General features: G+C 65.8%; 24 protein-coding genes. 11 read left to right on the top strand and 13 right to left on the bottom strand.

The genetic code is table 11. From position 1 onward, the window contains the following. Positions 1-10: 10 nt before the first annotated feature. Complete coding sequence (locus C7389_RS22730; RefSeq protein ID WP_133594955.1) at positions 11-475, top strand: GNAT family N-acetyltransferase; 465 nt, start codon at positions 11-13, stop codon at positions 473-475. Here the strand turns inward: C7389_RS22730 and C7389_RS22725 are convergent. The 4 genes from C7389_RS22725 to C7389_RS22710 form a co-directional block, all read right to left on the bottom strand. Further along, positions 458-3,571 (bottom strand): type I restriction endonuclease subunit R, encoded by a 3,114-nt coding sequence (locus tag C7389_RS22725; protein ID WP_162851812.1) that lies wholly within the window; start codon positions 3,569-3,571, stop codon positions 458-460. The two genes, C7389_RS22730 and C7389_RS22725, sit on opposite strands and share 18 nt — an antisense overlap. Then, entirely contained in the window at positions 3,571-4,251 is a 681-nt protein-coding gene (locus tag C7389_RS22720; RefSeq protein WP_133594953.1) for a hypothetical protein, read from the bottom strand. Before C7389_RS22720 ends, C7389_RS22725 begins: the two co-directional genes overlap by 1 nt. Beyond that, the gene (locus C7389_RS22715; RefSeq protein WP_133594952.1) at positions 4,232-4,774 is read right to left on the bottom strand and encodes a MarR family transcriptional regulator; all 543 of its coding nucleotides are present in this window, start codon (positions 4,772-4,774) and stop codon (positions 4,232-4,234) included. The genes C7389_RS22720 and C7389_RS22715 overlap by 20 nt, the downstream gene beginning before the upstream one ends. Positions 4,775-4,921: 147 nt before the next feature. Continuing rightward, the gene (locus C7389_RS22710) at positions 4,922-5,932 is read right to left on the bottom strand and encodes a Fic family protein (protein WP_246034936.1); all 1,011 of its coding nucleotides are present in this window, start codon (positions 5,930-5,932) and stop codon (positions 4,922-4,924) included. Between the two features lie 204 nt (positions 5,933-6,136). Here C7389_RS22710 and C7389_RS22705 point away from each other — a divergent pair, with 204 nt between their 5' ends. Genes C7389_RS22705 through C7389_RS22695 form a run of 3 tightly spaced genes read left to right on the top strand, consistent with a single transcriptional unit; the run spans position 6,137 to position 8,093 of the window. Further along, positions 6,137-6,970, top strand: a complete 834-nt coding sequence (locus tag C7389_RS22705; RefSeq protein WP_246034939.1) for a TIGR04255 family protein — start codon at positions 6,137-6,139, stop codon at positions 6,968-6,970. Continuing rightward, positions 6,967-7,566 carry a hypothetical protein gene (locus C7389_RS22700; protein ID WP_133594950.1) on the top strand — a complete coding sequence of 200 codons (600 nt, stop codon included), beginning with the start codon at positions 6,967-6,969 and terminating at the stop codon, positions 7,564-7,566. The genes C7389_RS22705 and C7389_RS22700 overlap by 4 nt, the downstream gene beginning before the upstream one ends. Then, positions 7,563-8,093: a hypothetical protein gene (locus C7389_RS22695; protein ID WP_133594949.1), complete on the top strand. Its 531-nt coding sequence runs from the start codon at positions 7,563-7,565 to the stop codon at positions 8,091-8,093. Before C7389_RS22700 ends, C7389_RS22695 begins: the two co-directional genes overlap by 4 nt. A 530-nt stretch (positions 8,094-8,623) precedes the next feature. On the opposite strand, the gene gyrB is transcribed toward C7389_RS22695, so the two are convergent. The 3 genes from gyrB to dnaA all read right to left on the bottom strand — a co-directional run bounded on the left by gyrB (position 8,624) and on the right by dnaA (position 13,930). Further along, entirely contained in the window at positions 8,624-11,113 is a 2,490-nt protein-coding gene (gyrB, locus tag C7389_RS22690) for a DNA topoisomerase (ATP-hydrolyzing) subunit B (protein WP_133594948.1), read from the bottom strand. A 172-nt stretch (positions 11,114-11,285) separates the two neighbouring features. Further along, positions 11,286-12,398 (bottom strand): DNA polymerase III subunit beta, encoded by a 1,113-nt coding sequence (dnaN, locus tag C7389_RS22685; protein WP_133594947.1) that lies wholly within the window; start codon positions 12,396-12,398, stop codon positions 11,286-11,288. 41 nt (positions 12,399-12,439) lie between these two features. Beyond that, entirely contained in the window at positions 12,440-13,930 is a 1,491-nt protein-coding gene (dnaA, locus tag C7389_RS22680) for a chromosomal replication initiator protein DnaA (protein ID WP_246034935.1), read from the bottom strand. Positions 13,931-14,222: 292 nt separating this feature from the next. Here dnaA and rpmH point away from each other — a divergent pair, with 292 nt between their 5' ends. From rpmH to mnmE, 5 genes are read left to right on the top strand one after another with little or no spacing between them, the layout of a single operon-like run. Then, positions 14,223-14,357: a 50S ribosomal protein L34 gene (gene rpmH, locus C7389_RS22675; RefSeq protein WP_002926183.1), complete on the top strand. Its 135-nt coding sequence runs from the start codon at positions 14,223-14,225 to the stop codon at positions 14,355-14,357. Continuing rightward, positions 14,317-14,721: a ribonuclease P protein component gene (gene rnpA / locus C7389_RS22670; RefSeq protein ID WP_342773529.1), complete on the top strand. Its 405-nt coding sequence runs from the start codon at positions 14,317-14,319 to the stop codon at positions 14,719-14,721. The genes rpmH and rnpA overlap by 41 nt, the downstream gene beginning before the upstream one ends. Next, complete coding sequence (yidD, locus tag C7389_RS22665; RefSeq protein WP_133594944.1) at positions 14,718-14,927, top strand: membrane protein insertion efficiency factor YidD; 210 nt, start codon at positions 14,718-14,720, stop codon at positions 14,925-14,927. Before rnpA ends, yidD begins: the two co-directional genes overlap by 4 nt. A 26-nt stretch (positions 14,928-14,953) precedes the next feature. Continuing rightward, positions 14,954-16,609 (top strand): membrane protein insertase YidC, encoded by a 1,656-nt coding sequence (yidC, locus tag C7389_RS22660; RefSeq protein WP_133594943.1) that lies wholly within the window; start codon positions 14,954-14,956, stop codon positions 16,607-16,609. After that, positions 16,578-17,930 carry a tRNA uridine-5-carboxymethylaminomethyl(34) synthesis GTPase MnmE gene (gene mnmE / locus C7389_RS22655; RefSeq protein ID WP_133594942.1) on the top strand — a complete coding sequence of 451 codons (1,353 nt, stop codon included), beginning with the start codon at positions 16,578-16,580 and terminating at the stop codon, positions 17,928-17,930. The genes yidC and mnmE overlap by 32 nt, the downstream gene beginning before the upstream one ends. Positions 17,931-17,964: 34 nt before the next feature. Here the strand turns inward: mnmE and C7389_RS22650 are convergent, their stop codons facing one another. The 6 genes from C7389_RS22650 to C7389_RS22625 all read right to left on the bottom strand — a co-directional run bounded on the left by C7389_RS22650 (position 17,965) and on the right by C7389_RS22625 (position 23,129). Then, positions 17,965-18,525, bottom strand: coding sequence for a flavin reductase family protein (locus tag C7389_RS22650; protein WP_133594941.1), 561 nt, complete (start codon positions 18,523-18,525; stop codon positions 17,965-17,967). Next, the gene (locus C7389_RS22645; protein ID WP_133594940.1) at positions 18,522-19,883 is read right to left on the bottom strand and encodes an NTP/NDP exchange transporter; all 1,362 of its coding nucleotides are present in this window, start codon (positions 19,881-19,883) and stop codon (positions 18,522-18,524) included. The genes C7389_RS22650 and C7389_RS22645 overlap by 4 nt, the downstream gene beginning before the upstream one ends. Positions 19,884-20,043: 160 nt before the next feature. Next, positions 20,044-21,138, bottom strand: a complete 1,095-nt coding sequence (ada, locus tag C7389_RS22640) for a bifunctional DNA-binding transcriptional regulator/O6-methylguanine-DNA methyltransferase Ada (protein ID WP_133594939.1) — start codon at positions 21,136-21,138, stop codon at positions 20,044-20,046. Between the two features lie 30 nt (positions 21,139-21,168). Next, entirely contained in the window at positions 21,169-21,846 is a 678-nt protein-coding gene (locus C7389_RS22635) for a DNA-3-methyladenine glycosylase family protein (protein WP_133594938.1), read from the bottom strand. A 15-nt stretch (positions 21,847-21,861) separates the two neighbouring features. Next, entirely contained in the window at positions 21,862-22,521 is a 660-nt protein-coding gene (alkB, locus tag C7389_RS22630; RefSeq protein WP_133594937.1) for a DNA oxidative demethylase AlkB, read from the bottom strand. After that, positions 22,518-23,129, bottom strand: a complete 612-nt coding sequence (locus tag C7389_RS22625; RefSeq protein ID WP_133594936.1) for a methylated-DNA--[protein]-cysteine S-methyltransferase — start codon at positions 23,127-23,129, stop codon at positions 22,518-22,520. The genes alkB and C7389_RS22625 overlap by 4 nt, the downstream gene beginning before the upstream one ends. 151 nt (positions 23,130-23,280) lie before the next feature. Between C7389_RS22625 and C7389_RS22620 the strand changes: the two genes are divergently transcribed. Beyond that, complete coding sequence (locus tag C7389_RS22620) at positions 23,281-24,051, top strand: methyltransferase domain-containing protein (RefSeq protein WP_133594935.1); 771 nt, start codon at positions 23,281-23,283, stop codon at positions 24,049-24,051. A gap of 24 nt (positions 24,052-24,075) precedes the next feature. Further along, on the top strand, positions 24,076-24,843 hold the full coding sequence (locus C7389_RS22615) for a sulfite exporter TauE/SafE family protein (protein ID WP_133594934.1): 768 nt from the start codon (positions 24,076-24,078) through the stop codon (positions 24,841-24,843). The last annotated feature ends 86 nt before the right edge of the window (positions 24,844-24,929 follow it).

Here is a 24,929-nt window from a genome sequence, read left to right as displayed (position 1 = left end):
CCAGAAAGCCATGTTCATCCGCAAGGCCACGCCCGCCGACATCCCCGCGCTGTTCGAGATCCGTACCGGCGTGAGGGAAAACCACCTGTCCCTGGCCGAGCTCGCCGCCCTCGGCATCACGCCCGCCACGCTGGCGGACATGCTGGACGGCGACGGCCGCGGCTGGGTGGCGGAAGCGTCCGGCCAAGTCCTCGCCTTCGCCATGGCCAACGCCGCCGAAGCCACCGTATTCGCCCTCTTCGTCCGCCCCGACCACGAAGGCCGCGGCCTGGGCCGCCGGTTGATGGAAGAGGCGGAGCGCTGGCTGTTCGCGCGCGGCTGCGCGGAAATCTGGCTGGTGACCGACAGCAACCGGGAGGTGCGCGCGAACGGCTTCTATCGGCGGCTGGGCTGGCTGGAGGGCGGGGTGGAGGAGGATGGGCAGGTGAGGTTTATCAAGCGTCGGCCGGCGATGGGTTTATGTGCGGGCTGGTGAGCTCGCGCGGGCCTTGAGCGATTCATAGAGTTGTGCTGGCCCGAGCAGGATGTCTTTCAGCCCCTCGCGTATGCGTTCCGAGCCCAGTGCCTGAGTGCTCATCGTGGTGTGCGCGTCCAATGCGTCCATGATGGCGTGCAGCAGCGCATCCTTCAGGTCCGGGGAGTTGGCGAACTGTTCCTTGCTGTTGCTTGTTGCCTGTTTCACCAGCGTCTCGTTTTCCAGCAACTTGCCCTTGATGACGCCATTTACGTAGACGAGCTGGTCGTCATCGGTGAGCTCACCTTCGAACAGTCCATTCACCTTCTCGATGATGTCGAACAGGTAGGCCTCTTCCTTCTCCTGTACCGAACCACTGCCCATTGCATCCATTGCCTGCAGTTTGTAGCTGCCGTCTGTGTTCAGGCTCATTGCCTGCTTGCCGCGGTTCTTCAGGGCGTGGTGGGTCAGCACGACCTTGCTGAGGTCTACCGTGTCGCGCTCGCGGCCGAACTCCAGCAATGGAATGAGGCGCTTGTAGAACAGGGAGCGCTTCTCGATGACGGTATTGCCGTAGTCGAATATCTGGCCCAGGAAGGCGTACAGGCGCACGTAGGCGCCCATGTCGTTCTTGAACAGGATGAGCGCTTCCTGTGTGTCCTTGGCGGACTTCGCGACTTTCTCGTCGCCGTGCGCTTCGGCGGCGGCCTTGTCCTGCTGCGCGGCCTTGTAGCGCTTGAGCAGGCGATCGGCGACTGGCGCGATAGCAGCATCGAGCTGTTTCTGGGTGCCGTTCGGGTCGAGGTCGACCTTGGCCACGCAATCCACTTCGAACTCGTCGTAATAGCCGGTGGCGTCGAGCTTGGCGCGCAGGTCGTAGACCGCGTGCGGGTCCGTCGTCGCCTGAAGCTCTGCGGTCTCGTAGTAGGTCTTGAAGGCCTTGAGCACTTCCGCCGGCTCGTTCACGAAGTCGAGGATGTAGGTCGTGTCCTTGCCCGGGTGCGCACGGTTCAGGCGCGAGAGCGTCTGCACCGCCTGGATGCCGCCCAGCATCTTGTCGACGTACATGCCGCACAGCAGCGGCGCATCGAAGCCGATCTGGAACTTGTTCGCCACCAGCAGCAGGTGGAAGTCCGGCTCCTTGAACACCTCGCGGATGTCGCGCCCCTTGAGGCCGGGGTTGAGCTGGGCGTCCGTTTCGGTCACCGGTTCCGGGAAGCTTTCGGCGTCATTCACCTCGCCGGAGAAGGCCACCAGCACGCCCAGCGGATAGTTCTGCCTGGCGATGTAGGCGCGGATGGCCTTCTGCCAGCGCACCGCTTCGCGGCGTGAGCCGACCACCACCATGGCCTTGGCCCGGCCCTGCAGCAGCGGCTGCACGTTCTCGCGGTAGTGCTCGACCACCACCTGCACCTTCTGCGCGATGTTGTAGGGGTGCAGGCGGACCCACTGCATGATGCCCTTCATCGCGGCGCTGCGTTCCACCTCTTTCTCGTCGTATTCCTGGCCATCGTGGGCGAGCTTGAAGGCCAGCTTGTAGCTGGTGTAGTTCTTCAGCACATCGAGGATGAAACCCTCCTCGATGGCCTGGCGCATGGAATAGACGTGGAAGGGGCGGGGCAGTGCGTCCTCACCCTTGCGGCCGAACAATTCCAACGTCTTGCCCTTGGGCGTGGCGGTGAAGGCGATGTAGGTGAGCCCCTTGGTTGCGCCGGCCTTCGCTTCCATCTGCGCTGCGAGCAAGGCTTCGGTATCCACCTCGCCGCCATCCTGCAGCTCGGCCCATTCCTCGGCGGACAGGAGTTGCTTGAGCTTGGCGGCGGCTTCGCCGGTCTGCGAGCTGTGGGCCTCGTCGGCAATCACCGCGAAGCGCTTGCCCTCGGTCGCGGCCAGCTCCTGTACCGCCTGCAGCGCGAAGGGGAAGGTCTGGATGGTGCAGACGATGATCTTCTTGCCGTCTTTGAGCGCCTGGCCGAGCTGGGCGCTCTTGCTGCCGTGCTCGTTGGTGATGGTGGCCACCACGCCGGTGGTGCGCTCGAAGTCGAAGATGGCCTCCTGCAGCTGTGCATCGAGCACGTTGCGGTCGCTCACCACCAGCACGCTGTCGAAGAGCTTGGTGTGCTGGGCGTCGTGCAGGTCGGCGAGGAAGTGCGCGGTCCAGGCGATCGAGTTGGTCTTGCCCGAACCGGCCGAATGCTGAATCAGATAGCGCTCGCCGGCACCGTTCCGCAGCACGTCGGCGACCAGCTTCCGCGTGGCATCGAGCTGGTGATAGCGCGGGAAGATGAGGCTCTTCAACTGCTTCTTGTCGTCGCGCTTGCCGATGACGTAGCGATGCAGGATGTCCAGCCAGCTCTCGCGCGCCCACACCTCTTCCCACAGGTAGGCGGTGGCGAAGCCCTGCGGGTTCGGCGCATTGCCCGCCCCGCCGGCGTTGCCACGGTTGAAGGGCAGGAAGAAGCTGTCCTTGCCGGCGAGCCGGGTGCTCATCATCACCTCGGACTGGCTCACCGCGAAATGCACCAGCGCCCCGCCGGGGAAGCCCAGCAGCGGTTCCGGCACGCCGCCTTTGGGCTGGGGATGGCGGTCGTAGCGGTACTGGTCGACCGCATCCTGCACGCTCTGGGTGAAATTGCTCTTCAGTTCGGCCGTGGCCACCGCGATGCCGTTGAGGAAGAGCACCAGGTCCAACTCTTCCTTTGGATTGTTCGGCGAGTGGCACACCTGGCGCACCACGCGCAGGCGGTTGGCGGCGTATTTCGCCTGGGTGGCCGGGTTGATGGCCAGTGCGGGCTTGAACTGCGCCAGCATCAGCGGCTCCTTGAGCCCCAGCATCTCCACGCCGCGGCGCAGCACATCCAGCGTGCCGCGCTCCGGCAGGTTCAGGCTCTTGCGCACGCGCTCGGCCAGCACCTGCGGCAGGGCCGCGCCGTGGGTCTTGGTGAGGCGCTGGAAGCTCTCGGGCTGCGTCTCTTCCACCCAGGCCAGAAGGTCGGGCAGGAAGAGGCCGATGGCGCGGTCGAAGAGCGCCGCATCGCCTTCGGCGTACAGCCAACCGTTGGCCGCGAGGTGGGCGCAGATTTCGGCTTCGAAGTGGTGTTCCTGGTGCAGACTCATCAACACATCTCCCTCAAGCGTGCCGACACTACGTCGGCACGCTCCGGCTCTGCAATCAGGCCGGGCAAGACATTCGTAAAGTTGGGCTGGCCCAGCAGGCCCGCAAAAGTGCGTGCAACGAATACCCTCAGTGCCTCCGGTGCGCCGGCCATTTCCTCGGCCAGCTGCTCACGGCCATCCACCACGTTCAGCACATCCTCCAGAGCGCGACTGGCCCTAAAGTCGCCATTGCCCCCACTGGCGAAGGCCTCCAGCTTGGTGCCCACGAAGGCGACGGCGCTCAGCACGCGAATGGACACACCCTCGGCAATCTCGAGCGATTCAGCGGTCTGGACGGCGTAGGCGTACCAGGGGTTGGTAAAGCCCAGCACTGCGTCATCCACCGGCATGAGGTCGAACAGCAGGCCGGATTCGCGATGCACCCAGCGGCAAATCACCTCGCTCGTCATGTCGCGCATGAAACCTCGGTCGGACAACTCACTTTCCAGTTGATGGAAAGCAGCGCGACCGGCCTCGACGATGGCATCCACGTCCGTGGTCGCCCGCACGCCCTCGGCCAAGGGGTCGGTCAGCAGCAAACCCGCCACCGAACCACCGACGAACACAAGCTGCTCCCGCAACTCGCCCAGTGCGCCGGCGATGCACCGCAGTTGCGGCAGGTTAGGATCCTTGGGATTCATCCGCCTCGCCTCCCAGCGCCGTCGTCAGCAGGTCTGTGGCCAGGGCCCGTTCGCGCGCGCGTCCCATGCGCAGGGCATCGAGCAGGGCCAGCAGGCGATGCAGGGCCGGGTCGGCGAGCGCCGCCTCGGGGGCCGTGCGATACAGCGGGGAAAGCGTGGGCCCCTTGGCGCTGCCCTTGGCATGCGCCCACACCGGCGCCTCGCCGGGCGCGGCGTTCAGCAGGCTGGCCAGCGGCTCCGTGCCGAAGGCGGTCGGCACGCCGCGCTTGGCGGGGCCGCTGATGGCCGGCCACACATAGCGCGCGCCGTGCAGCACGAACTCCAGCAAAGCCGGGCGCACCGGCTGCCAGCCTTCACGCCCCTGCGATACCGCCAGCCCGGCGGCGATCGCGCGCTTCACGCAGGCGTGGGTTTCCGAAGCGCTCATGGTCAGCGCTTCGCCCAGCGTGGCGTAGGTCCAGCGCTGCGGCGGGTGTGCTGCCACCTTCAACAGCACCAGCAAATCCTGCGGTTTGAGTTCCATCGCCTCGCCTCATTCGCTATTCGCGAATTGCGAATATGCCTGCGGGGAAGGGTTTGGCAATTCATGCCGTTCGGGTGAAGCGCAGCAATCCGGCCTGCTTCTTCCCTTAACTCCCAACTTATCCAAGTTAAGGAAAAGTCGTTTCCCTTAACTTACAAACAGTCTGAGGTAACGATGAAACACAAAAACCCGGCCTTTCTGCCGTCCGGTGCTCTCGCGCAGAATGCCCAGACGCTCGAAATCCTTGATCAGGGCATTGGCAGTCGGCGTGCTGATCGCCAAGCCTGTTGCCAGATCGCCGGCACTGACCACCGGATTCCGGTAGAGCAGGTTAAGGCCTTGGCGCGCGGTTGGTGCTCGCTTGCCCAGAGAGAGGATTTGCTGCTCTGCTTCGGTACGCAAATGCAGAATCTGGCCGAACACATCGCGGCCCTTGCTCGCCGTCTCGGCCACGCCTTTCAGGAAGAAGCGCACCCAGTGAATCATGTCGTTACCGACACGCACCCGCATCAGGGCGTCGTAATAGCTGGCGCGGTTACGCTCGAAGAAATCCGACAGATACAAGGCCGGTTTGCTCAGCGCACCGCAGCTCACCAGATACAGCGGGATCATCAGCCGACCGATGCGACCATTCCCGTCCAGGAAGGGGTGAATAGTCTCGAACTGATAATGCGCGATGGCAATGCGCACCAGGTTGGGCACGGCAATCTGGTCGTTATGCAGAAACTTTTCCAGATCGCTCATCAAGGCCGCCACGCCATCCTGATGCGGCGGCACAAACGCCGCATCCTGCAGGCTGGAGCCACCGATCCAGTTCTGGCTGATGCGGAACTCGCCCGGCTGCTTGTGCTCGCCGCGCACACCCTGCAACAGGGTCGCGTGGGTCTGCCGCAGCAGGCGGTTCGACAGTGGCAGCGTGGCCAGCGCCTCGATGGCCTCGTTCACGGCATCGATGTAGTTGCGCACTTCGCGCCAGTCGTCGCGCTTCTCCGGCAGCACCTGCTCCTCGGGCAGCAAGGCCTCGTCGATCTCGGTCTGGGTACCCTCGATCCGGCTGGAGGTTTGCGCCTCCTTCACCACGTGCATCTGGATGAACAGATCGATATCCGGCACGATCAGCGAAAACGCATTCAGCTCGCCCAGCGCCCGGTTGCTCAACACCTGGGTGCGCGTGACCGGGCAGTACGAATCGACAGCGGACGGCCGCCCGCGCCTGCTTCAGGTCGACTCCGTGCGCGACGAGCCCGTCCCGAGGAATGGCGAACTCTTCCCTTCCGATGACCTCTGACCGGAAGCAGGACACGATATCCAGCCGGATATCATTGCTATACTTCGCGGCCACTACGAGAGACCGACTTGACGATGAACATCACGCCCCTGCACGACACGCACGCAATCGAGAGCGTTTCGTTCGGCGTCGAATGGCAGCAGCCGCTGCCGCCCGCCGTTATGGGCGCGCTCGAGTCGGTGTATGAGGCCGCCCTCAAAAACGAGCTTCCGAGCAAGAAGCCGGTTCAGCAAATCGCGTTCGAATTCAATCTCGAAAGCGGCGGTAAGTCCATACAGCCCGCCCACGCGGTGGGCTGGACGTTCGAACGGTTTGCACCGGACGGGCGCATTGAACGCAATCTGATGCTCACGCCCAACACGCTGGCCGTGACGCTTCACACCTACACCCGCTGGGAAGAGGTGTACGCCACTGCGGCGGACCTGATGCACCCCCTTTTGCCGCTCATTGCCGTCAGTTCGGGGGGCTTCACCGTTTTCGGCCTGCAGTACCAGGATATCTTCAGAATCACCGGAGACGATGTCGCTCAATTCCGCGCGAACATGCTGCTGCGGCAGAACTCGGCCATGCTCCCGGCGTCAGTTTTCCAGCAAAAGAGTCTTTGGCACGCGCACCATGGGTACTTTACCGAGATGCCCGACGAGCCCGAGCGCCGGAAGCTGACGGTGGTTAACACGGACCTGATCGACGAGAACGGAAACCGCCAAGTGCGCATTCTGAGCGTGCACAAGACCCTCTTCAACGCACCGCTCTCCGACACCGAGCAGCTTTACGCGGGGGACAATCCTCCGTTGCACGCCGCGATGCACGGCATGCACAGCGAGAACAAGGCTGTGCTGCGCGAGCTTCTCAACGATGACATGCTCGCACGCATCCATTTGAACGCAGAGGAAGGGACCGACTCATGACCGCCGCCACCTTCGAATTCGTCAGCTATCTGCCCCAGCCCGCACCGACCCGATCCGTCGGTGCTGCCCGGACCGACCGCACCGCCACCCCTGCGCGCGGATGGTTTTCGCAAGATAACGTATTGCGCAAGATGTCCACTGCGCTCGTTCCGCTGCTCGGACTCGCTGGAGCCCCCGCCAATGCGGCGCCGGTTCCGAGCGCTAACGAACTGGTCATAACCGCCGCGCAGAACGGGCGGGCGGAGCAGATGATGGCGCTGCTGCGCACTCTGATCGACTACCAGTTTTTGCCCCACGACTGGGACGGCTACGACGGCCAGCCGGCGAAGGCGGCCGCGCTGCTCGACGCATTGGAATTCCTGGGGCAGCTGCCGCGCACGCTTCCTGTCCCGTCCCCGATGCTGTCCGGATCGGGGACCATAGGCTTGTACTGGGATCGCGGCACACACTATGCAAGCTTGGAGTTCGAAGGCGATGGCACCTACACGTCGCTGACCGACGGCCCGGACGGTTACGGCGGCGCCGAGGGGGTCGCAGCGCGCACGTTGCCGGCTGCGCTGCGGCACTTCCTCGCGAGCCTGCCCATCGCCGGATGAGCTGCGAGGAACTGTTCGCCAGCGTCGCGAAAGACCCCAAGAAGGCCGAGAAGATCGACGCGCAGTCACCGGACTGCGCGTGCGAGGCGCATTCGGTGTCGCCGCACTCCCCCGGCCCGGTGATGGACGACGAGACCCTGTGGCGCCTGATCCTTTCCCCGGTGCATTACGACGTCGCGACTGGGAAAGTGACGGAAGCCGCTTTCGGCGATGCGTCGAACAAGGGTATGTCGGTACAGCGGTTGGTCATCACCGGCAGTGAAGGCGACATTCGCCAACTCGGCCACGCCCGCGCCGCCGCCAAGCCCGGTCGAACGTTCGAATGCGCCGTCGGCGCCACCGCCGCCGGCATTCGCGCCCTGCGCGGCCCGGAGGACGGCGGCCGCTTCTGCATCTACGACACCGCCGACGCCGCCGATCCCGGCCACGCCGACGTGTGCCAGACGCGACAGGGCAGCAGGCACACGCGCGCGCAGCTGCGGCGCGAACTCCAGAAGCAGTTCTCGCTGCTGATCCACCCCGCTTGATCCCCTTCGACGCCCCTGACCAGGCTAGCAAACAACACGTTTGGGGCTAACCGATTTGCAAATCGGTGTTTGTGCTCGACTCAAATATCTCCTAGGGGAGTTGTACCTGTATGAGAGTTTTCTTATCTCGTCGAATCGCAATCGCGCTACACAGTCGATGGCGGAGGCGGAATATGGGTGCTCGGGCAGGCTCGTTTTTCCGGGGGCAGGGATTGGTTTGGCTCGGCAGCTTCTCCAAAATGAAAGCCTCCGTTCAGGTCCGAGGCGCGCCCAGCAGCTACATTTGAGTAGATTGCAGCCGGTCGGTCAGCGGTACCTCACCGACCGACCCTCACCGACCGTTCCGGCCCAAGAAAGACCAGCTGATGAGAGTGCCAGGCCGCGGTTGAAATGGAATGAGTGGGCAGCACAGTTCGATATGGGACGGTGCAGAAACGACAAAAGCTCCCTAGGGAGCTTTTCGTCATTATCTGTGTCAGCGATTTCGCACTAACTTGGCAGGAAATTCACTTTCCTTGTCATCCGACACCTCACACATCGATGTTCTGCGCATACAGCGCATTGCTCTCGATGAACGCCCGGCGCGGTTCCACGTTGTCGCCCATCAGCGTGGTGAAGATTTCGTCGGCGGCGATGGCGTCGTCGATCTGCACGCGCAGCAGGCGGCGCACGGCGGGGTCCATGGTGGTTTCCCACAGCTGCTCGGGGTTCATTTCGCCCAGGCCTTTGTAGCGCTGCTTGCTGAGGCCGCGTTCGACTTCGTTGAGCAGCCAGCCGATGGCGTCGGCGAAGCGGGTGACGGGCTGGCGCTTTTCGCCGCGGCGGATTTCGGCGCCGCCGCCGATGAGGCCGGCGATGGAGGCGCTGGCGGTGCGGATGCTGCGGTAGTCGCCGGAGACGAGGAAGGCTTGTTCGACCCAGCCGAACTTGAGGTTGCCGTGGTGCAGGCGCTCGACGGTGAGGCGCCAGCCTTCGGTTTCCTCGTGGTACTCGGCGTAGATGCGCAGGCCTTCCGGCAGGTGTGGCTGGATGCGCCCGGCGGAGGCGCGGGCGGCGGCTTCGTCGTCCAGGCTGATCTCGATGTCGTGGGCGAGCATGGCCTGCAGCACTTCGGGGTCGATGTAGCTGGCGAGGCGGCGGATGACGGCTTCGGCGAGCAGGTAGCTGCGGGCGAGGCCGCCCAGAGCTTCGTCGACGATGGGGGCGGCGCCTTCGCGCGGGGTGAGGGCGGCGCCGTCCAGGGCGAGCTTGAGCAGGTGGCTGTTGAGCTCGTGGTCGTCCTTGATGTAGATCTCGGTCTTGCCGTGCTTGATCTTGTACAGCGGCGGCTGGGCGATGTAGATGTGGCCGCGCTCCACCAGCTCGGGCATCTGGCGGTAGAAGAAGGTGAGCAGCAGGGTGCGGATGTGGGCGCCGTCGACGTCGGCGTCGGTCATCAGGATGATGCGGTGGTAGCGCAGCTTCTCGGGCTTGTAGTCGTCCTTGCCGATGCTGGTGCCGAGCGCGGTGATGAGGGTGGCGATTTCCTGGCTCTGCAGCAGCTTGTCGAAGCGGGCCTTCTCGACGTTGAGGATCTTGCCCTTGAGCGGCAGGATGGCCTGGAACTTGCGGTCGCGGCCCTGCTTGGCGGAGCCGCCGGCGGAGTCACCCTCGACCAGGTAGAGCTCGCACAGGGAGGGGTCCTTCTCCTGGCAGTCGGCGAGCTTGCCGGGCAGGCCGACGCCGTCGAGCACGCCCTTGCGGCGGGTCATTTCGCGGGCCTTGCGGGCGGCGTCGCGGGCGCGGGCGGCTTCGACGATCTTGTTGCAGATGGTCTTGGCGTCGATGGGGTTTTCGAGCAGGAAGTCGGAGAGCTTGTTGGCGACGACTTCTTCGACCGCCGGCCGGGCTTCGGAAGAGACCAGCTTCATCTTGGTCTGGCTGGCGAACTTGGGGTCCGGCATCTTCACCGACAGCACGCAGGCCAGGCCCTCGCGCATGTCGTCGCCGGTGATGTCCACCTTGGCCTTCTTGGCGATCTCGTTTTCTTCGATGTACTTGTTGATGACGCGGGTCATCGCGGCGCGCAGGCCGGTGAGGTGGGTGCCGCCGTCGGCCTGCGGGATGTTGTTGGTGTAGCAAAGCACCTGTTCGGCGTAGGAGTCGTTCCACTGCATGGCGACTTCGACCGAGAGTTCGGCTTCGCCGGCGCCGGTGGGGATGCGGGTGTTGCCGGCCGCATAGAAGACGTTGGGATGCAGGACGGTCTTGGTGCGGTTGATGTACTCGACGAAGCCTCTCACGCCGCCGGCGAAGGCGAAGTCTTCTTCCTTGCCGGTGCGCTGGTCGACCAGGCGGATCTTGACGCCGTTGTTGAGGAAGGAGAGTTCGCGCAGGCGCTTGGCGAGGATTTCGTAATGGTATTCGACGGTGCCGAAGATCTCCTCGTCGGCGAGGTAATGCACTTCAGTGCCGCGCTTGCTGGTTTCGCCGAGCACCTTGAGCGGGCTGACTTCGACGCCGTCCACCACGTCGATGACGCGGTCCTGCGGCGCGCCGCGGTTGAACTCCATGAAGTGCTTCTTGCCGTCGCGGCGGATGGTGAGGCGCAGCCACTTGGAGAGCGCGTTCACGCAGGAGACACCGACGCCGTGCAGGCCGCCGGAAACCTTGTAGCTGTTCTGGTTGAACTTGCCGCCGGCGTGCAGCACGCACATGACGATTTCGGCGGCGGAGCGCTTGGGCTCGTGCTTGTCGTCCATCTTGACGCCGACCGGGATGCCGCGGCCGTTGTCGGTGACGGAGATGGAGTTGTCGGCGTGGATGGTGATGACGATGTCGTCGCAGTGGCCGGCCAGGGCTTCGTCGATGGCGTTGTCCACCACTTCGAACACCATGTGGTGCAGGCCGGTACCGTCGGAGGTGTCGCCGATGTACATGCCGGGGCGTTTCCGCACCGCTTCCAGGCCTTCGAGCTGCTGAATGCTGGATTCGTCGTAGTCGTTGCCGGCGGGGGCGGGCGTGTTTTGCGGTTCGGACATGGTCATCTCGGGTAATTCAAAAAGAACGCTTGCTGCTGGGACAACAAACTTGCGGCGGGAAGGGGCGCAGAAACCGTGGCGAGCCCGCCCTGGCCGGCCGGCGCAGCCCAGCCGTGCTGTCGTACGGCGGGCAATGCAGGGACGGGCGGGCGCAGGTTTATGCGCGTCTTCCTCAGATGCGCATCGGCATCACGACGTACTTGAACTGCTCGTTGCCGGGCAGGGTGATGAGCGCGCTGGAGTTGCCGTCGTTGAAGCGCCATTCCACCGTTTCGGAGGAAAGGTTGTTCAGCACGTCGAGCAGGTAGGTGACGTTGAAGCCGATGTCCAGCGTGTCGCCGTGGTAGTCGATCTCCAGCTCGTCCTGTGCTTCTTCCTGCTCGGAGTTGGAGCTGATGACCTTGAGCGCGCCTTCGCCCAGCACCAGGCGCACGCCGCGGAATTTCTCGTTGGTGAGGATGGCGGCGCGCTGCAGCGAGGCCAGCAGCGGCAGGCGCTCGAAGGTGACGAGCTTGGGATGGTTCTGCGGGATCACGCGCTCGTAGTCGGGGAACTTGCCGTCGATGAGCTTGGTGACGAGTTCGATGGGGCCGAAGCGGAACACCGCCTGGTTGCCGGCGAGGATGATTTCCAGCGGGTCGTCGCTGTCGGCGAGCTGGCGGGCCAGCTCCAGCACGGTCTTGCGCGGCAGGATGGCTTCGGTGCGCTGGCCTTCGGGCGCCGGCACGGCGAGGTCGCTGGCGGCGTAGGCGAGGCGGTGGCCGTCGGTGGCGACCATGCGCAGCTCGCTGCCATCGGCGATCAGCAGCAGGCCGTTCAGGTAGTAGCGGATGTCCTGCTGCGCCATGGAGTAGGACACTTGGGCGAGCTGGCGCTTGAAGGTGCGCTGCGGCACGGTGAGGCGCACGGCGTCGCCGTCGGGCAGGTTCATGCGCGGATAGTCGGCCGCCGGCAGGGTCTGCAGCTGGAAGCGGCTCTTGCCGGCCTTCACCGTGAGGCGCTTGTCGTCCAGGGTGAGGTTGATGTCGGTGTCCGGCAGAGCGCGCAGGATGTCCTGCAGCTTGCGCGCGCCGACGGTGATGGCGATGTCTTCGCCGCCGATGTGGCCGCCGGTGGTGGTGCGGATCTGGATTTCGATGTCGGTGGCCAGCAGGGTGAGCTGGTCGCCGTGCTTCTCGATCAGCACGTTGGACAGGATGGGCAGGGTGTGGCGCTTTTCGACGATGCCGGCAACCGACTGCAGCGGAGCGAGGAGCGCATCGCGGGTAGTGTTGAGCAGGAGCATGGCGTCAGGTGGAAAAGTGGTTGATCGGGAAGTCGTGAGGCTCAGCCGCGCAGCACCTGGGTGAGCACGTGTACATCGTGGTTCAGCTGGTGGTCGGCCAGGCGCAGATCGGTAATGGTGCGGCAGGCGTGCAGCACGGTGGTGTGATCGCGGCCGCCGAAGGCTTCGCCGATGGCGGGTAGCGACATCGGCGTGAGCTCCTTGGCCAGCCACATGGCTACCTGACGCGGCCGCGCGATGACGCGGGTGCGCTTCTTGGAGTGCATGTCGGCGACCTTGATCTTGTAGTAGTCGGCCACCGTCTTCTGGATGTGCTCGATGGAGAGCTGGCGGTTGTGGGCGTTGAGCAGATCCTTCAGCGCGTCCTTGGCCACTTCCAGCGAGATGCCGCGGCCGTGGAAGCGGGCGTAGGCCACCACCTTGTTCAGCGCGCCTTCCAGCTCGCGCACGTTGGAGCGCAGGTTCTTGGCGATGAGGAAGGCGACGTCGTCGTCCACTTCCACTCGCAGCGCTTCAGCCTTTTTCTTCAGGATGGCCACCCGCATTTCCAGCTCGGGCGGCTCGATCTGCACGGTGAGGCCCCAGTCGAAGCGGGAGATCAGGCGGTCTTCCAGGCCCTGGATGTCCTTGGGGTAGGTGTCGCAGGTGATGACGATCTGCTTGCGCGCCTCGGTGAGGGCGTTGAAGGCGTGGAAGAACTCTTCCTGGGTCCGGTTCTTGTTGTTGAAGAACTGGATGTCGTCGATCAGCAGCAGGTCCAGCGAGCGGTAGTAGCGCTTGAAGGCGTCGAAGCTCTTCTGCTGGTAGGCGCGCACCACGTCGGCGTAGTAGTCCTCGACGTGTACATAGCGGATCACCGCGCGCGGGTTCTGCCGGTACACCGCGTTGCCGATGGCGTGGATCAGGTGGGTCTTGCCGAGGCCGACGCCGCCATAGACGAACAGCGGGTTGTAGGAGGTGCCGGGGTTTTGCGCCACTTGCATGGCCGCCGCGCGGGCGAGGTCGTTGGCGCGGCCGGTGACCAGGGTGTCGAAGGTGAAGTCGGCGTTGAGGCGGGTCTTGTCGTAGGCGAGGTCGGCCGCGGAGGCGGGTTCCGGCTCGCTGGGACGGATCACGACCGCCGGTGCGGCGGGGGGCGGCATTCCGGTGGCGGCGCTGCGGCTTTCCCGCTGCGGAGCTTCAGTGCCGGCCGCGGCTGTGCCGGCGGGGGCATGGATACCATTGCTTCCGCCGCCGTTCATCGGCGCGGCGGTGGCCGGCTTCACCGTGCGCGCGGCACCCGGCGCCGGCAGCTGCAGATCCAGCTGCAGCGGCACGGCGTGGAATTCCTCGCCCAGTTCGCTGATGCGGCGCAGGTAGCGCTCGCGCACCCATTGCAGGACGAAACGGTTCGGCGCGGTGAGGGTGAGGGCGGGGCCGTCGTCGCACTGGCCCTCGCTGGCATGCAGCGTCTTGATCCAGGTGTTGAACTGCTGTTGCGGCAGTTCCTGTTCAAGGCGCGACAGGCAGAAGGACCAGAAATCTTGATTCACGGAGCGGACGGTTTGTGTTTGCGACACGATACTCGAAAAACACGCCCGCCCCGCGCCGATGGGGCGCTGGACAGGCGGGCTGGCAGCCGGGTGGCCTGTTGTCGGATGTGCTCGCCGGGCGGCGGTGTGGGCTCGTGGCCCGATCGCCCCTCCTTGCATCGGCGAAGCGCGCAAGAAGGGGATTCTACCTCCGGGGGGCGGACTTATCCACAGCCCCGGGGAAAAATTGTTCTTGACAAACATGGGATTATCAAATTAAATCCCGCGTTTGACCTCACACCGGTAGCCGATCATGAAACGCACTTACCAACCCTCCGTCGTCCGTCGCAAGCGCACTCACGGTTTCCTGGTCCGCATGAAGACCCGTGGCGGTCGTGCGGTGATCCGTGCCCGTCGTGCCAAGGGCCGTCATCGCCTCGCCGTCTGAGGTGACGGAACCGGCGGGCGCCGACGAGCGATTCCGCAGCGCGTACAGATTGCACAAAACGGATGAGTTCTCATCCGTTTTTGCTTTTCGGCGGGCCCTGCGCGGCAAGTACTACATGCTGCACTACCGGCCCAACGATCTCGGCACCGCCCGCCTGGCGGTGGTGGTTGCCAAGAAGCTGGCCAAGCGCGCCAATGTGCGCAATCTGGTGAAACGCATCGCGCGCGAGATCTTCCGCCGCGAACGCGTCAACCTGCCGGCCGCCGACCTCATCGCCCGCCTGCATGCGCCGGTGGCGCTGGCGACGCGGGCCGACCTCAACCGCGATCTGCGGCAATTGCTGGAGCGGCTGCCACGGCCATGAAGACTGTGCTGCTCGGTTTCCTGCGCTTCTATCGCTACGCCATCAGCCCGATGCTGGGGCGCAACTGCCGTTTCCATCCGAGCTGCTCCGAATACGCCATCGAAGCCGTACAGCGCCACGGCGCGCTGCGCGGCGGCTGGCTGGCCGCGCGCCGGGTGGGGCGATGCCATCCTTTCCACCCAGGCGGGTATGATCCCGTTCCCTGACCAACGTCCGCACGAACACGACCCCGATGGATCAACGTCGCCTCATCCTCTTCCTCGTCTTTGCCTTCTCCATCGTGATGCTGTGGGAAGGCTGGATCAAGCATAACCAGCCTGCACCCGTCGCCCAAACCCCGGCAGCGTCCACGGCAGGAGACATCGGCGCGGTGCCGACGCCCAGCGCCGGCCTGGGTGCGACGCCCACGCCAGCCGTGCCGGGCGAGCAGGCCGCGCCCTCCGGCGCGCCGCGCATGCTGGTCGTCACCGACATGCTGCGTGCCGAGATCTCCGCCAACGGCGGCGACATCGTCCGCCTAGAGCTGGAGCACCACAAGGCGAGCGACGACAAGACGCGCAACTTCGTGCTGCTGGACGACGGCGGCCGCCACCTCTACAACGCCCAGACCGGCCTGATCGGCGACGGCCTGCCCAACCACAAGACGGTGTTCGCGCTGCCTGCCGCCGAACTGGCGCTGAAAGACGGCGAGGACAGCCTGGTGGTGCGCCTGCAGGCGCCGGAGCAGAACGGCGTCAAGGTTACGAAGGTGATGACCTTCCGCCGTGGCAGCTACCTGGTGGACGTGGCCTACGAGATCGACAACGGCAGCGCCCAGGCGCTGGCGCCGCATGCCTACTTCCAGCTCACCCGCGACGGCCAGCCGGCCGAGCAGGTGCAGGCCTTCGGCGTGCATACCTTCACCGGCCCGGCCTTCTATACCGAGGCGGAGAAGTTCCACAAGGTCCAGTTCGAGGACATCGAGAAGAACAAGGCCAAGTTTCCCAAGAACGCCAGCGATGGCTGGGTGGCCATGGTGCAGCACTACTTCGTCGGCGCCTGGCTGCCGGCGGTTGGCGTGGAGCGCGAGTTCTTCGCCCGCAAGGTGGGTACCGACCTCTACTCCGCCGGCGTGATCCTGCCGGTGGCCGAGATCGCTCCGGGCGCCAGCGGCAAGGTGGATGCCCATCTTTATATCGGTCCGCAGGAGCAGGACAAGCTGCAGGACATCGCGCCCGGCCTGGAGCGGGTGGTGGACTATGGCCTGCTGACCGTGATCGCCGCGCCGCTGTTCTGGGTGCTGTCCTGGTTCCACCAGCTGACCGGCAACTGGGGCTGGGCCATCATCCTGGTCACCGTCACCATCAAGCTGCTGTTCTTCCCGCTGTCGGCCGCGAGCTACAAGTCCATGGCCAAGATGCGGGTGCTGGCGCCGCGCCTGCAGCGCATGAAGGAGCTGTACGGCAACGACAAGGCCAAGATGCAGCAGGAGATGATGAGTCTCTACCGCAACGAGAAGATCAACCCGCTCGGCGGCTGTCTGCCCATCCTGGTCCAGATCCCGGTGTTCATCGCCCTGTACTGGGTGCTGCTGGGCAGCGTCGAGATGCGCCACGCACCGTGGCTGGGCTGGATTCAGGATTTGGCCGCGAAGGACCCCTACTTCATCCTGCCTATCATCATGGGCGTCTCCATGCTGGTGCAGATGAAGCTCAACCCGACGCCGCCCGATCCCATCCAGGCCAAGGTGATGATGGCCATGCCCATCGTCTTCACCTTCATGTTCCTGTGGTTCCCGTCCGGCCTCGTGCTGTACTGGGTGGTGAACAACTGCCTGTCCATTGCCCAGCAATGGCAGATCACGCGGATGATCGAGGGTGGCAAGTCCGGCACCGGCAAGCCCGCCTGACACCATCGCCGCCATCGCGACGGCACCGGGCCGGGGAGGCATCGGCGTCGTTCGCGTTTCGGGCACCGGCCTGGCCGGTTTCGCCCGCGCGCTCACCGGGCGCGAACCCCGGCCGCGCATCGCCGCCTTCGCCCGCTTCCTGGATGGCGAAGGCGAAGCGATGGACGAAGGCCTGCTGCTCTACTTCCCGGGGCCCGCCTCCTTCACCGGCGAGGACGTCATCGAACTCCAGGGCCACGGTGGCCCGGTGGTCATGCAGATGCTGCTGGAGCGCTGCCTCGCCCTTGGCGCCCGCCTCGCCCAGCCGGGCGAATTCACCCGCCGCGCCTTCCTCAACGGCAAGCTGGACCTCGCCCAGGCTGAAGGCGTTGCCGACCTGATCGAGGCCTCCACCGCCGCCGCCGCGCGTTCCGCGCTGCGTTCCCTGACCGGCCGTTTCTCGGAAGAGGTGCACCGCATCCGCGACGGCCTGATAGACCTGCGCATGCTGGTCGAGGCGACGCTGGATTTTCCGGAAGAGGAAATCGACTTCCTCGAGAAGGCGAGGGCGCTGCCCCGCCTGGCCGCCATCCGCGCCGACCTCGAAGGCGTGCTAGACCGCGCCCGCCAGGGCGCGCTGCTGCGCAGCGGCCTCAACGTGGTGCTGGTGGGCGAGCCCAACGTCGGCAAATCCAGCCTGCTCAACCAGCTCGCCGGCGAGGAGCGCGCCATCGTCACCGACGTTGCCGGTACGACCCGCGACGCGCTGCGTGAAACCATCCAGATCGAAGGCATTCCGCTGCACATCATCGACACCGCCGGCCTGCGCGATACCAGCGACGTGGTGGAGCAGATCGGCATCGCCCGCACCTGGCAGGAGATCGGCCGGGCCGACGTGATCCTGCGGCTTGTGGAGGCGGACGGTGCGCTGGGCGGCGAGGATATCGATGCCCGCCTGCCGGCCGGCGTGGAACGCATCGTCGTCGAGAACAAGATAGACCTGCATGGCCGCCAGCCCGGCCGGCGGGAGCAGGATGGCCGGGTGTGGCTGTCGCTTTCGGCCAAGCGCGGCGAAGGCGTGGAACTGCTGCGCCGCGAGTTGCTGCGGGTGGCTGGCTGGCATGCCCACGGCGAGGACGTGATCCTCGCCCGGGAGCGTCATCTCGGCGCCCTGCGCAGTGCGCTGGCCCATGTGGAGACCGCGCAGGGCCAGGTGATGGCGCTGGAGCTGTTTGCAGAGGAACTGCGGCTGGCCCACGACGCGTTGTCCGAGATCACCGGCGAGTTCACCGCCGACGATCTGCTGGGCGTGATCTTCTCCCGCTTCTGCATCGGCAAGTGAGCGCCTGGGTGGCGGTGCCGGCCATCCCTTCCGCCTACAGCATCTCCGGCTTGAACAGTCCCCTGCGGCTGATGATCTTGCCGGCGACCATGAACACGCCGTCGCCGGTGTAGTGCAGCGTTTCGGGATGGGCCGGGGTTTCGGCGACGTGGGCCCGTACCACTTCGAAGATGAAGAAGTTGTACTTCTCCACCAGTACATCGTCATGAATCCGGCATTCGAAGCAGGCGTGGCATTCCTGGATCAGTGGCGCGCCGACCTTCTCCGCCGGCGCGGGAGTGAGGCCGAACTGGGCGAACTTGTCGATCTGCGCGCCCGAGCTGTTGCCTATCTTCACCACGACGTCGGTGAGTGCGGTGGTGGGCAGGTTGATCACGCATTCGCCGCTGTCGCGGATCATCCGGTGGCTATGGTTGCCGGCGGAGATCATGCAGCCGACCAGGGAAGGGGAGAACTCCAGCACCGTATGCCAGCCCAGGGTCATGACATTGGTCTGGTCACCGAGGCGGGAGGAGAGCAGCACGATGGGGCCGGGTTCGAGGTAGCGTCGGACTTCGCTGACCGGAAAATCCTTCTTGCGCGGGTAAGGGCTCATGGACGTTCTCCTGGCAGGGCGGCGGCTGTGGTGGCGCCGGCAAAGGGGGGCTGGCGGGCCTCCAGGCGGCCTTGCTGCCGCCCCAGCGTCCAGCCCACGCCGGCCCACAGCAAGGCCAGCACGGCGCCCATGGACATGGCCAGCGAAGGGTGCTCGGCAAGCAGGTCCAGCCCGCGCTTCAGCCAGCCGCTGAGGGCGTCTCCGCCGCGATAGACCACGGTGTCGATGAAGCTCTTGCCCTTGTACTTCTCCTCGGGCGTGGTCACGGTGTAGAGCATTTCCCGCCCCGGCCGCACCAGTGCATATTCGCCGGCGCGGCGTACCACCATCACCACCACGAAGGCGGCAAATACGGGCGCGGCCGCCAGCCACAGGAAGCCGGCGGCGATGACCAGCGGCACTGCGGTGAGCAGCATGCCTATGCCCAGCCTGCGGGCGATGCGGCCGGTAAGGAAGAGCTGGGTGAGGATGGCCAGCGTCTGCACCGTCGCGTCGATCAGGCCGAAGACCTGGGTCTGGCGGTTGCGGTCGGGGAAGGCCTCCGCGACGAGTCGCGCCTGCTCGAAGTAAAGGAAGGTGCTGACGCTGGAGAGCAGCAGCACGAATACCGAGATGCCGAGCAGATAGGGCGAGCGCAGCACCTCGGTCGCGCCGGCGAAGGGATTGCCGCCGAGTGGGCGGTCGCGGGCCGGGTCCGCGCCTGCCTGGCTCCCGGCCTGCTCGCCGGAGTGGAAGGGGTGGTGGTCGCGCCAGCGATGCAGCCAACCAGCGGCGCCGGCCGAAGCTGCAAGCAGGAGGGCGGAGAGCAGCAGCAGGCCGGCGTGGTCGAGGTGGGGGACTAGCAGGGTGCCGAGCAGCGGCCCGGTGAGTCCGCCCAGGCTGGCGCCGCCGGCGATGAGGGCGAACAGGCGTTTGGCCTGGTGGCTGCTGAAGACGTCCGCCATCACGCTCCAGGCCAGCGACACCGCCATCAGGTTGAACACGGACAGCCAGATGTAGAAGCCGCGGGCCAGCCACAGCGAGTCCGGCCAGCGGGCGAGGCCGGCGGCAAAGGCCAGCAGGTTGAGCACGAAGAAGCCGTAGGTCCAGCGTGCGATCCGGCGGCGGGAAACGCGGGAGGCGAGCCAGCCGAACAGCGGCAGGGCGGCGAGGGTGGCGAGGAAGGTGCCGGTGAAGAGCCACTGCAGGTTATCCACGCCGCCGGCCACTCCCATGGTTTCGCGCACCGGCCGCAACATGAAGTAGGCGGTGAAGAGCAGGAAGAACAGCAGCAGCCCGGCGAGCACTGCCGGCGTTTCGGCGGGCTCCAGGTTGAAGAGGCGGGCGAGCGCGGGGACGCGCTGGGCGGGCGGGGGCATTGGTGGACCTCGGCGGTTCTCTGGCTGACCGGCTGCTGCGGCAGCGGTTCCGCGGCAGGAATGGCCTGATGAGCGCCAGGCTTACGAAGCCGCCCGCCGCGCCGGGGGTCATGGCCGTGGCCAATCGCCTGCGGCGAGAGTTGCCTTGTCGCGGGCCGGCCTAGTCCTGGCGCGCCTGCGCTTCCCGCGTCAGCAAGGCCTGCTTGCGTTCCACGCCCCAGCGATAGCCGGAGAGCTGGCCATCATGGCGGACCACGCGGTGGCAGGGAATGGCGACCGCCAGCATGTTGCTGGCACAGGCGCGTGCCACTGCGCGCACCGCCTTGGGGGCGCCGATGCGGGCGGCGATCTCCGCATAACTGGCGGTACTGCCGGGTGGGATCTGCTGCAGCGCCTGCCACACCCGGTGCTGGAAGGCGGTGCCTTGTATATCCAGGGGCAGGCGCAGGCCCAGCGCCGGCTGTTCGACGAAGCCGACGACTTCGGCCACCAGGCGCTCGAACTCGCCATCGCCGCCAATCAGCCTGGCTTTGGGGAAGCGATCCTGCAACTGGTGCGCGAGCAGCTCCGGGTCGTCACCCAGCAGGATGGCGCACAGCCCGCGCTGGCTTTGCGCAACCAGAATGGCGCCCAGGCTGCACTGGCCGATGGCGAAGCGGATCTCCGCCTGGCGGCCGCCTTCGCGGTAGTCCAGCGGGCGCATGCCGAGGAGGGCCTCGGCCTGATCGTAGAAGCGGCTGCTGGAGTTGAAGCCGGCGGCGTAAAGGGCCTGGGTGATGCTGGCGCCGGCCGGGCTGGCGAGTCCGGCGCGCAACTTGCGGGCCCGGGCGGCTTGGGCATAGGCGCGCGGGGTGAGGCCAGTCTCCGCCTTGAACTGGCGGTGGAAATGGAAAGGGCTGAGGCCGGCGCGGGCGGCGAGGGCGTCCAGCCGGGGCGGCGTCTCGGCGGCATCCATCAGCCGGCAGGCTTCGGCGATCAGCGCGGAGCGGCGAGCCTCCGCCATGCTGCGGTCCGCGCTGGGGCGGCGGCTGGGGCGGTAGCCGGCCGCTTCGGCCTCCGCTGCGCTGGTGAAGAAGACGACGTTCTCCCGGCGCGGCAGGCGGGCGGAGGCGCTGGGGCGGGCATAGACGCCGGTGGTCTTCACCGCATAAACGAAGTGGCCGTCCGCCGCCGCGTCGCGTGCCTGTACCGCGGCCCAGCGGCTGTCTTCGCTGGCGTAGCGCGGGGCGGGAGGGAGTGAGGGAAGGGGCTTCATCGCGGGCACCTGGCGTTTGTGTCCATGGGCTTATCCTGCCGGCCCGGGCGGCGGCGTGCCACCGGCTTCTTGCTGTTGAATTCCGACGGTTTTGGGGACGCGCCACAGATACCAGGCAGCGGTGCTGCGGTGCGGATGCCAGGCCAGGCCGATGTCGCGTAGCTGGCGGGGCGTAGGCGCCTTCTCCAGGCCTTTTAGCCGGCGATAGCCTTCGCGCACGCCGTAGTCGTCCACCGGCAGCACATCCGGCCGTTCCAGGGTGAAGATCAGCATCATCTCCACCGTCCACCGGCCCACGCCCCGCAGGGGGACCAACTGCTGGATCAAGGCCTCGTCCGATAGCTGGCGTGCGCTGGCAAGGTCCGGGACGCGCCCTTCCAGCGCGGCCTGGGCAATGCCGCGTATGGTGGCCAGCTTGCTGGCGGAAAGGCCGCAGCGGCGCTGCAACTCGGGGTCGGTGGCGAGCAGGGCGGCGGGGCTGGGGAATGCCCCGTCCGGGTAGAGGGCGATGAGCCGGCCGAGTATGGCTTCCGCCGCGCGGGCGTGGAGTTGCTGGTAGGCGATGGCGCGCACCAGCGCTTCGTAAGGCTCGCGGGTGGCGGTGGCCTGCAGCTCGCAGGGGCCCACGGTCGCTATCAGGCCGGCCCAGTCGGCATCCAATGCCGCGAGGTAGTTGCTGGCTTCGAGGTAGGCGGGCTTGGGCGACATGATGAATTGGCCGTTTCAGCCGGCTTTGCGGAAAGTAAGGTTGTAGCGCAGGCTGCCGGTGGCCGGGTGAGGCTGGTCCTTCAGCGGCAGGATGCCGTGGTAGCGCAGGCGGTCTTCCCCGCCCCAGACGGCGACGTCGCCGTGCAGCAGGGAGACGCGCGTGGTTCTGTCGCTGCGTGCGTGGCCGCCGAAAAGGAAAATGGCCCCCATGCCGAGGGAGACGGAGACGATGGGCGCGGAGAAGTCCCGCTCGTTGCGATCTTGATGCAGGGACAGACGGCTGCCCGGCAGGTAGCGATTGAGCAGGCAGGCATCCGGCATGAACTCGGGGAAGCCGGCAGCTTCGGCCGCCTCCGCGGCCAAGGACAGCAGGGGGGCGGGCATGGAAGGCCAGGGCAGATCGGTGAGCGGGTCCCGCGGGGTGTAGCGATAGCCGTGGCTATCCGAGGTCCAGCCCAGCGCCCCGCAGTTGCTCAGCCCGACCGACATGGTGAGGCCGCCGGGTGTGGACATCTGGCGGAAGGGGGATTGCGCGGTAATGCGGGCGATGGCGGTGAGGAGCACATCCGCCCGCGATAGTGCAAAGCCGCGCAACAGCCAGGCGTGCGTGCCCAGCTGCTCGCGGCTGGCCTGGGGGGCGTCGTCGAAGAGCGGGAGGGTCTGGCCGGAGCTCATGGGGCTTGGCGCTCCCGTTCCAGCAGCATCGCCTTGCGCGCCGGCCCCCAGCGATAGCCGCTGATGCTGCTGTCGCTGCGCAGCACCCGGTGGCACGGCACCACCACTGCCAGCCGGTTCGCGGCGCAAGCGTTCGCGACCGCCCGTACCGCATTTCCCATCCCGAGGCTCTCGGCAAGCTGGGCGTAGCTGCGAGTCTGGCCCGCGGGGATGGCGCTCAAGGCTTGCCAGACGCGATGCTGTAGCGGCGTGCCGGCAGCTTCCAGCCGCAGCTTCAGCGGTGTCCACGGTTGCGCCAGATGTGCCGCAAGCTGCGGGAGTGTGTCGACGAAGTCGACGGGCCTCGCCTCTGGCAGCGCCTGGGGAAAGTAGGTTCGCAGTTCGACGAGCAGGGCCGCCTCGTCTTCTCCAAGCAGCAGTGCGCACAACCCGTTCTTTCCCTGCGCGGCAAGAAAGCGCCCGAGCGCGCTCTGCCCGCAGGCGTAGGGCAGGGGGCCGGCGTGGCGGGCCGAGGGTGGGAGCAGGTGCAGCCAGGATGTGGACATATGGGTGTTGGCGAAACGGAGCTTCTTGAAGTCTAGCGCGTGGGCGCGCCATGGGAACGCCATTGCTTGCGGTCAAATTCGGGTGATCAGCATGGAAGGTGGAGTAGGTCGGCGTCCGCGACATTCGCCTGTCGGCCATCCCGTCTGATGCCGCTTGCTATAGTTCGGGAAAGCCCTGTTCTTGGGCGTGCCCTGTTAGGGAGGAGGATTTTTCATGGCATGGGATCCGGAGCGCTACCTGCAGTTCGACAACCTGCGCCTGCGCCCGGCCCTGGATCTGATTGCGCGTATTCCGGCCGTCCAACCGCTGCAAGTGGTGGATCTTGGCTGCGGACCGGGTAATGTGACCATGCTGTTGAAGGAGCGCTGGCCGGCGGCGAATGTGCTGGGTATAGACAACTCCACCGAAATGCTGGCCCGGGCTGGCGCGGAGCATGCCGGTGTGCGCTGGGAGCAGGCGGATGCGCGCTTGTGGCAGGCAGACAGCGAAGTGGATGTTCTCTTCTCCAACGCGGCGCTGCACTGGCTGGACGACCATGCGACGCTGTTCGCCCACCTTGCCTCCCAACTAGGCATGCGGGGCATTCTGGCAGTGCAGATGCCGGCCAATTTCGACGCGCCGTCGCACCAGGCGATCCGGAATCTGGCGGGCTCCCGTGCCTGGCGGGAGCGGTTGGCGGACAGTCGCATGGGCGCGGTGGAGGGGGCCGGTTTCTACTACTCGCTGCTCGGCGCCCGTTTCCATATCGTCGACGTGTGGGAAACGGTTTATTGGCAGCGGCTGACGGGCGATAATCCCATCTTGAGCTGGTTGAGCGGCACGACGCTCGTGCCTTATTTTTCCCGGCTCGGCGAGGACGATCGGCGGGCTTTCAGCGCCGAGCTCGGCGAGATGCTGAAAGCTGCCTACCCTATGAGCCCGGATGGCAGCGTGCTTTTCCCCTTCCGCCGCCTGTTCATGGTGGCGCGCAATCCGCAGCGCTGAGTCGCTGTTTCACGTGGAACAAGGATGGACCCGGATTTTCTTTTGTTTGCGCTGGGGCTGGCCGCCTTCTGCGCTGGTTTTGTCGATGCCGTCGTTGGGGGCGGTGGCCTGATCCAGATACCTGCGCTGTTCGCCGCCTTCCCTAACGCCTCGCCGGCAACGCTATTCGGCACCAACAAGCTCGCCAGCATCGTCGGTACAAGTAGCGCGGCGGTTCAGTACGCCCGGCGGGTGAGCATTCCCTGGCGGGTAGCGGTGCCCGGCGCGCTCGCCGCACTGCTCGGCTCCTGGTATGGCGCCAAGGCGGTCGCCTACCTGCCGCCCACCGTACTGCGCCCGTTGATCTTGGTGCTACTGGTGTTGGTGGCCATCTACACCTTCATGCGCAAGGACCTGGGTACGGTTTCGACGGAACCGGCGCACGGCGGGCGCTCCGCAGCGATCGCCCTCGGCATCGGTGGCGTGATCGGTTTCTATGACGGCTTTTTCGGGCCGGGTACAGGAAGCTTCCTCATCTTCCTCTTCATCCGCCTGTTGGGAATGGATTTCCTGCGGGCGTCGGTTACCGCCAAGATCCTCAACGTCGCAACCAACCTGGCGGCCATTGCTTACTTCGTCAATAACGTAAGCCTGCTATGGAAGGTGGCTACTGTAATGGCGGTGTGCAATCTCAGCGGGGCTGTGACGGGCTCGCGGGCTGCGCTCAAGCACGGCTCAGGCTTCGTGCGGAGGATGTTCCTGTGTGTGGTCAGCGTGCTGATCGCCAAGCTGGCTTACGATACCTTCAGGTGAATCCCTTTGGCCGTTCCACGTGGAACAAGGGGTGACGATATATTCGGGCAAATGTGAGGGCGATGCTAGAATCGACGGCTTTCCGT

Origin of the sequence: Azoarcus indigens, from assembly GCF_004361735.1 — a bacterium.
Lineage (GTDB): Bacteria > Pseudomonadota > Gammaproteobacteria > Burkholderiales > Rhodocyclaceae > Azoarcus > Azoarcus indigens.
This window is presented reverse-complemented; position numbering and strand designations above follow the sequence as displayed.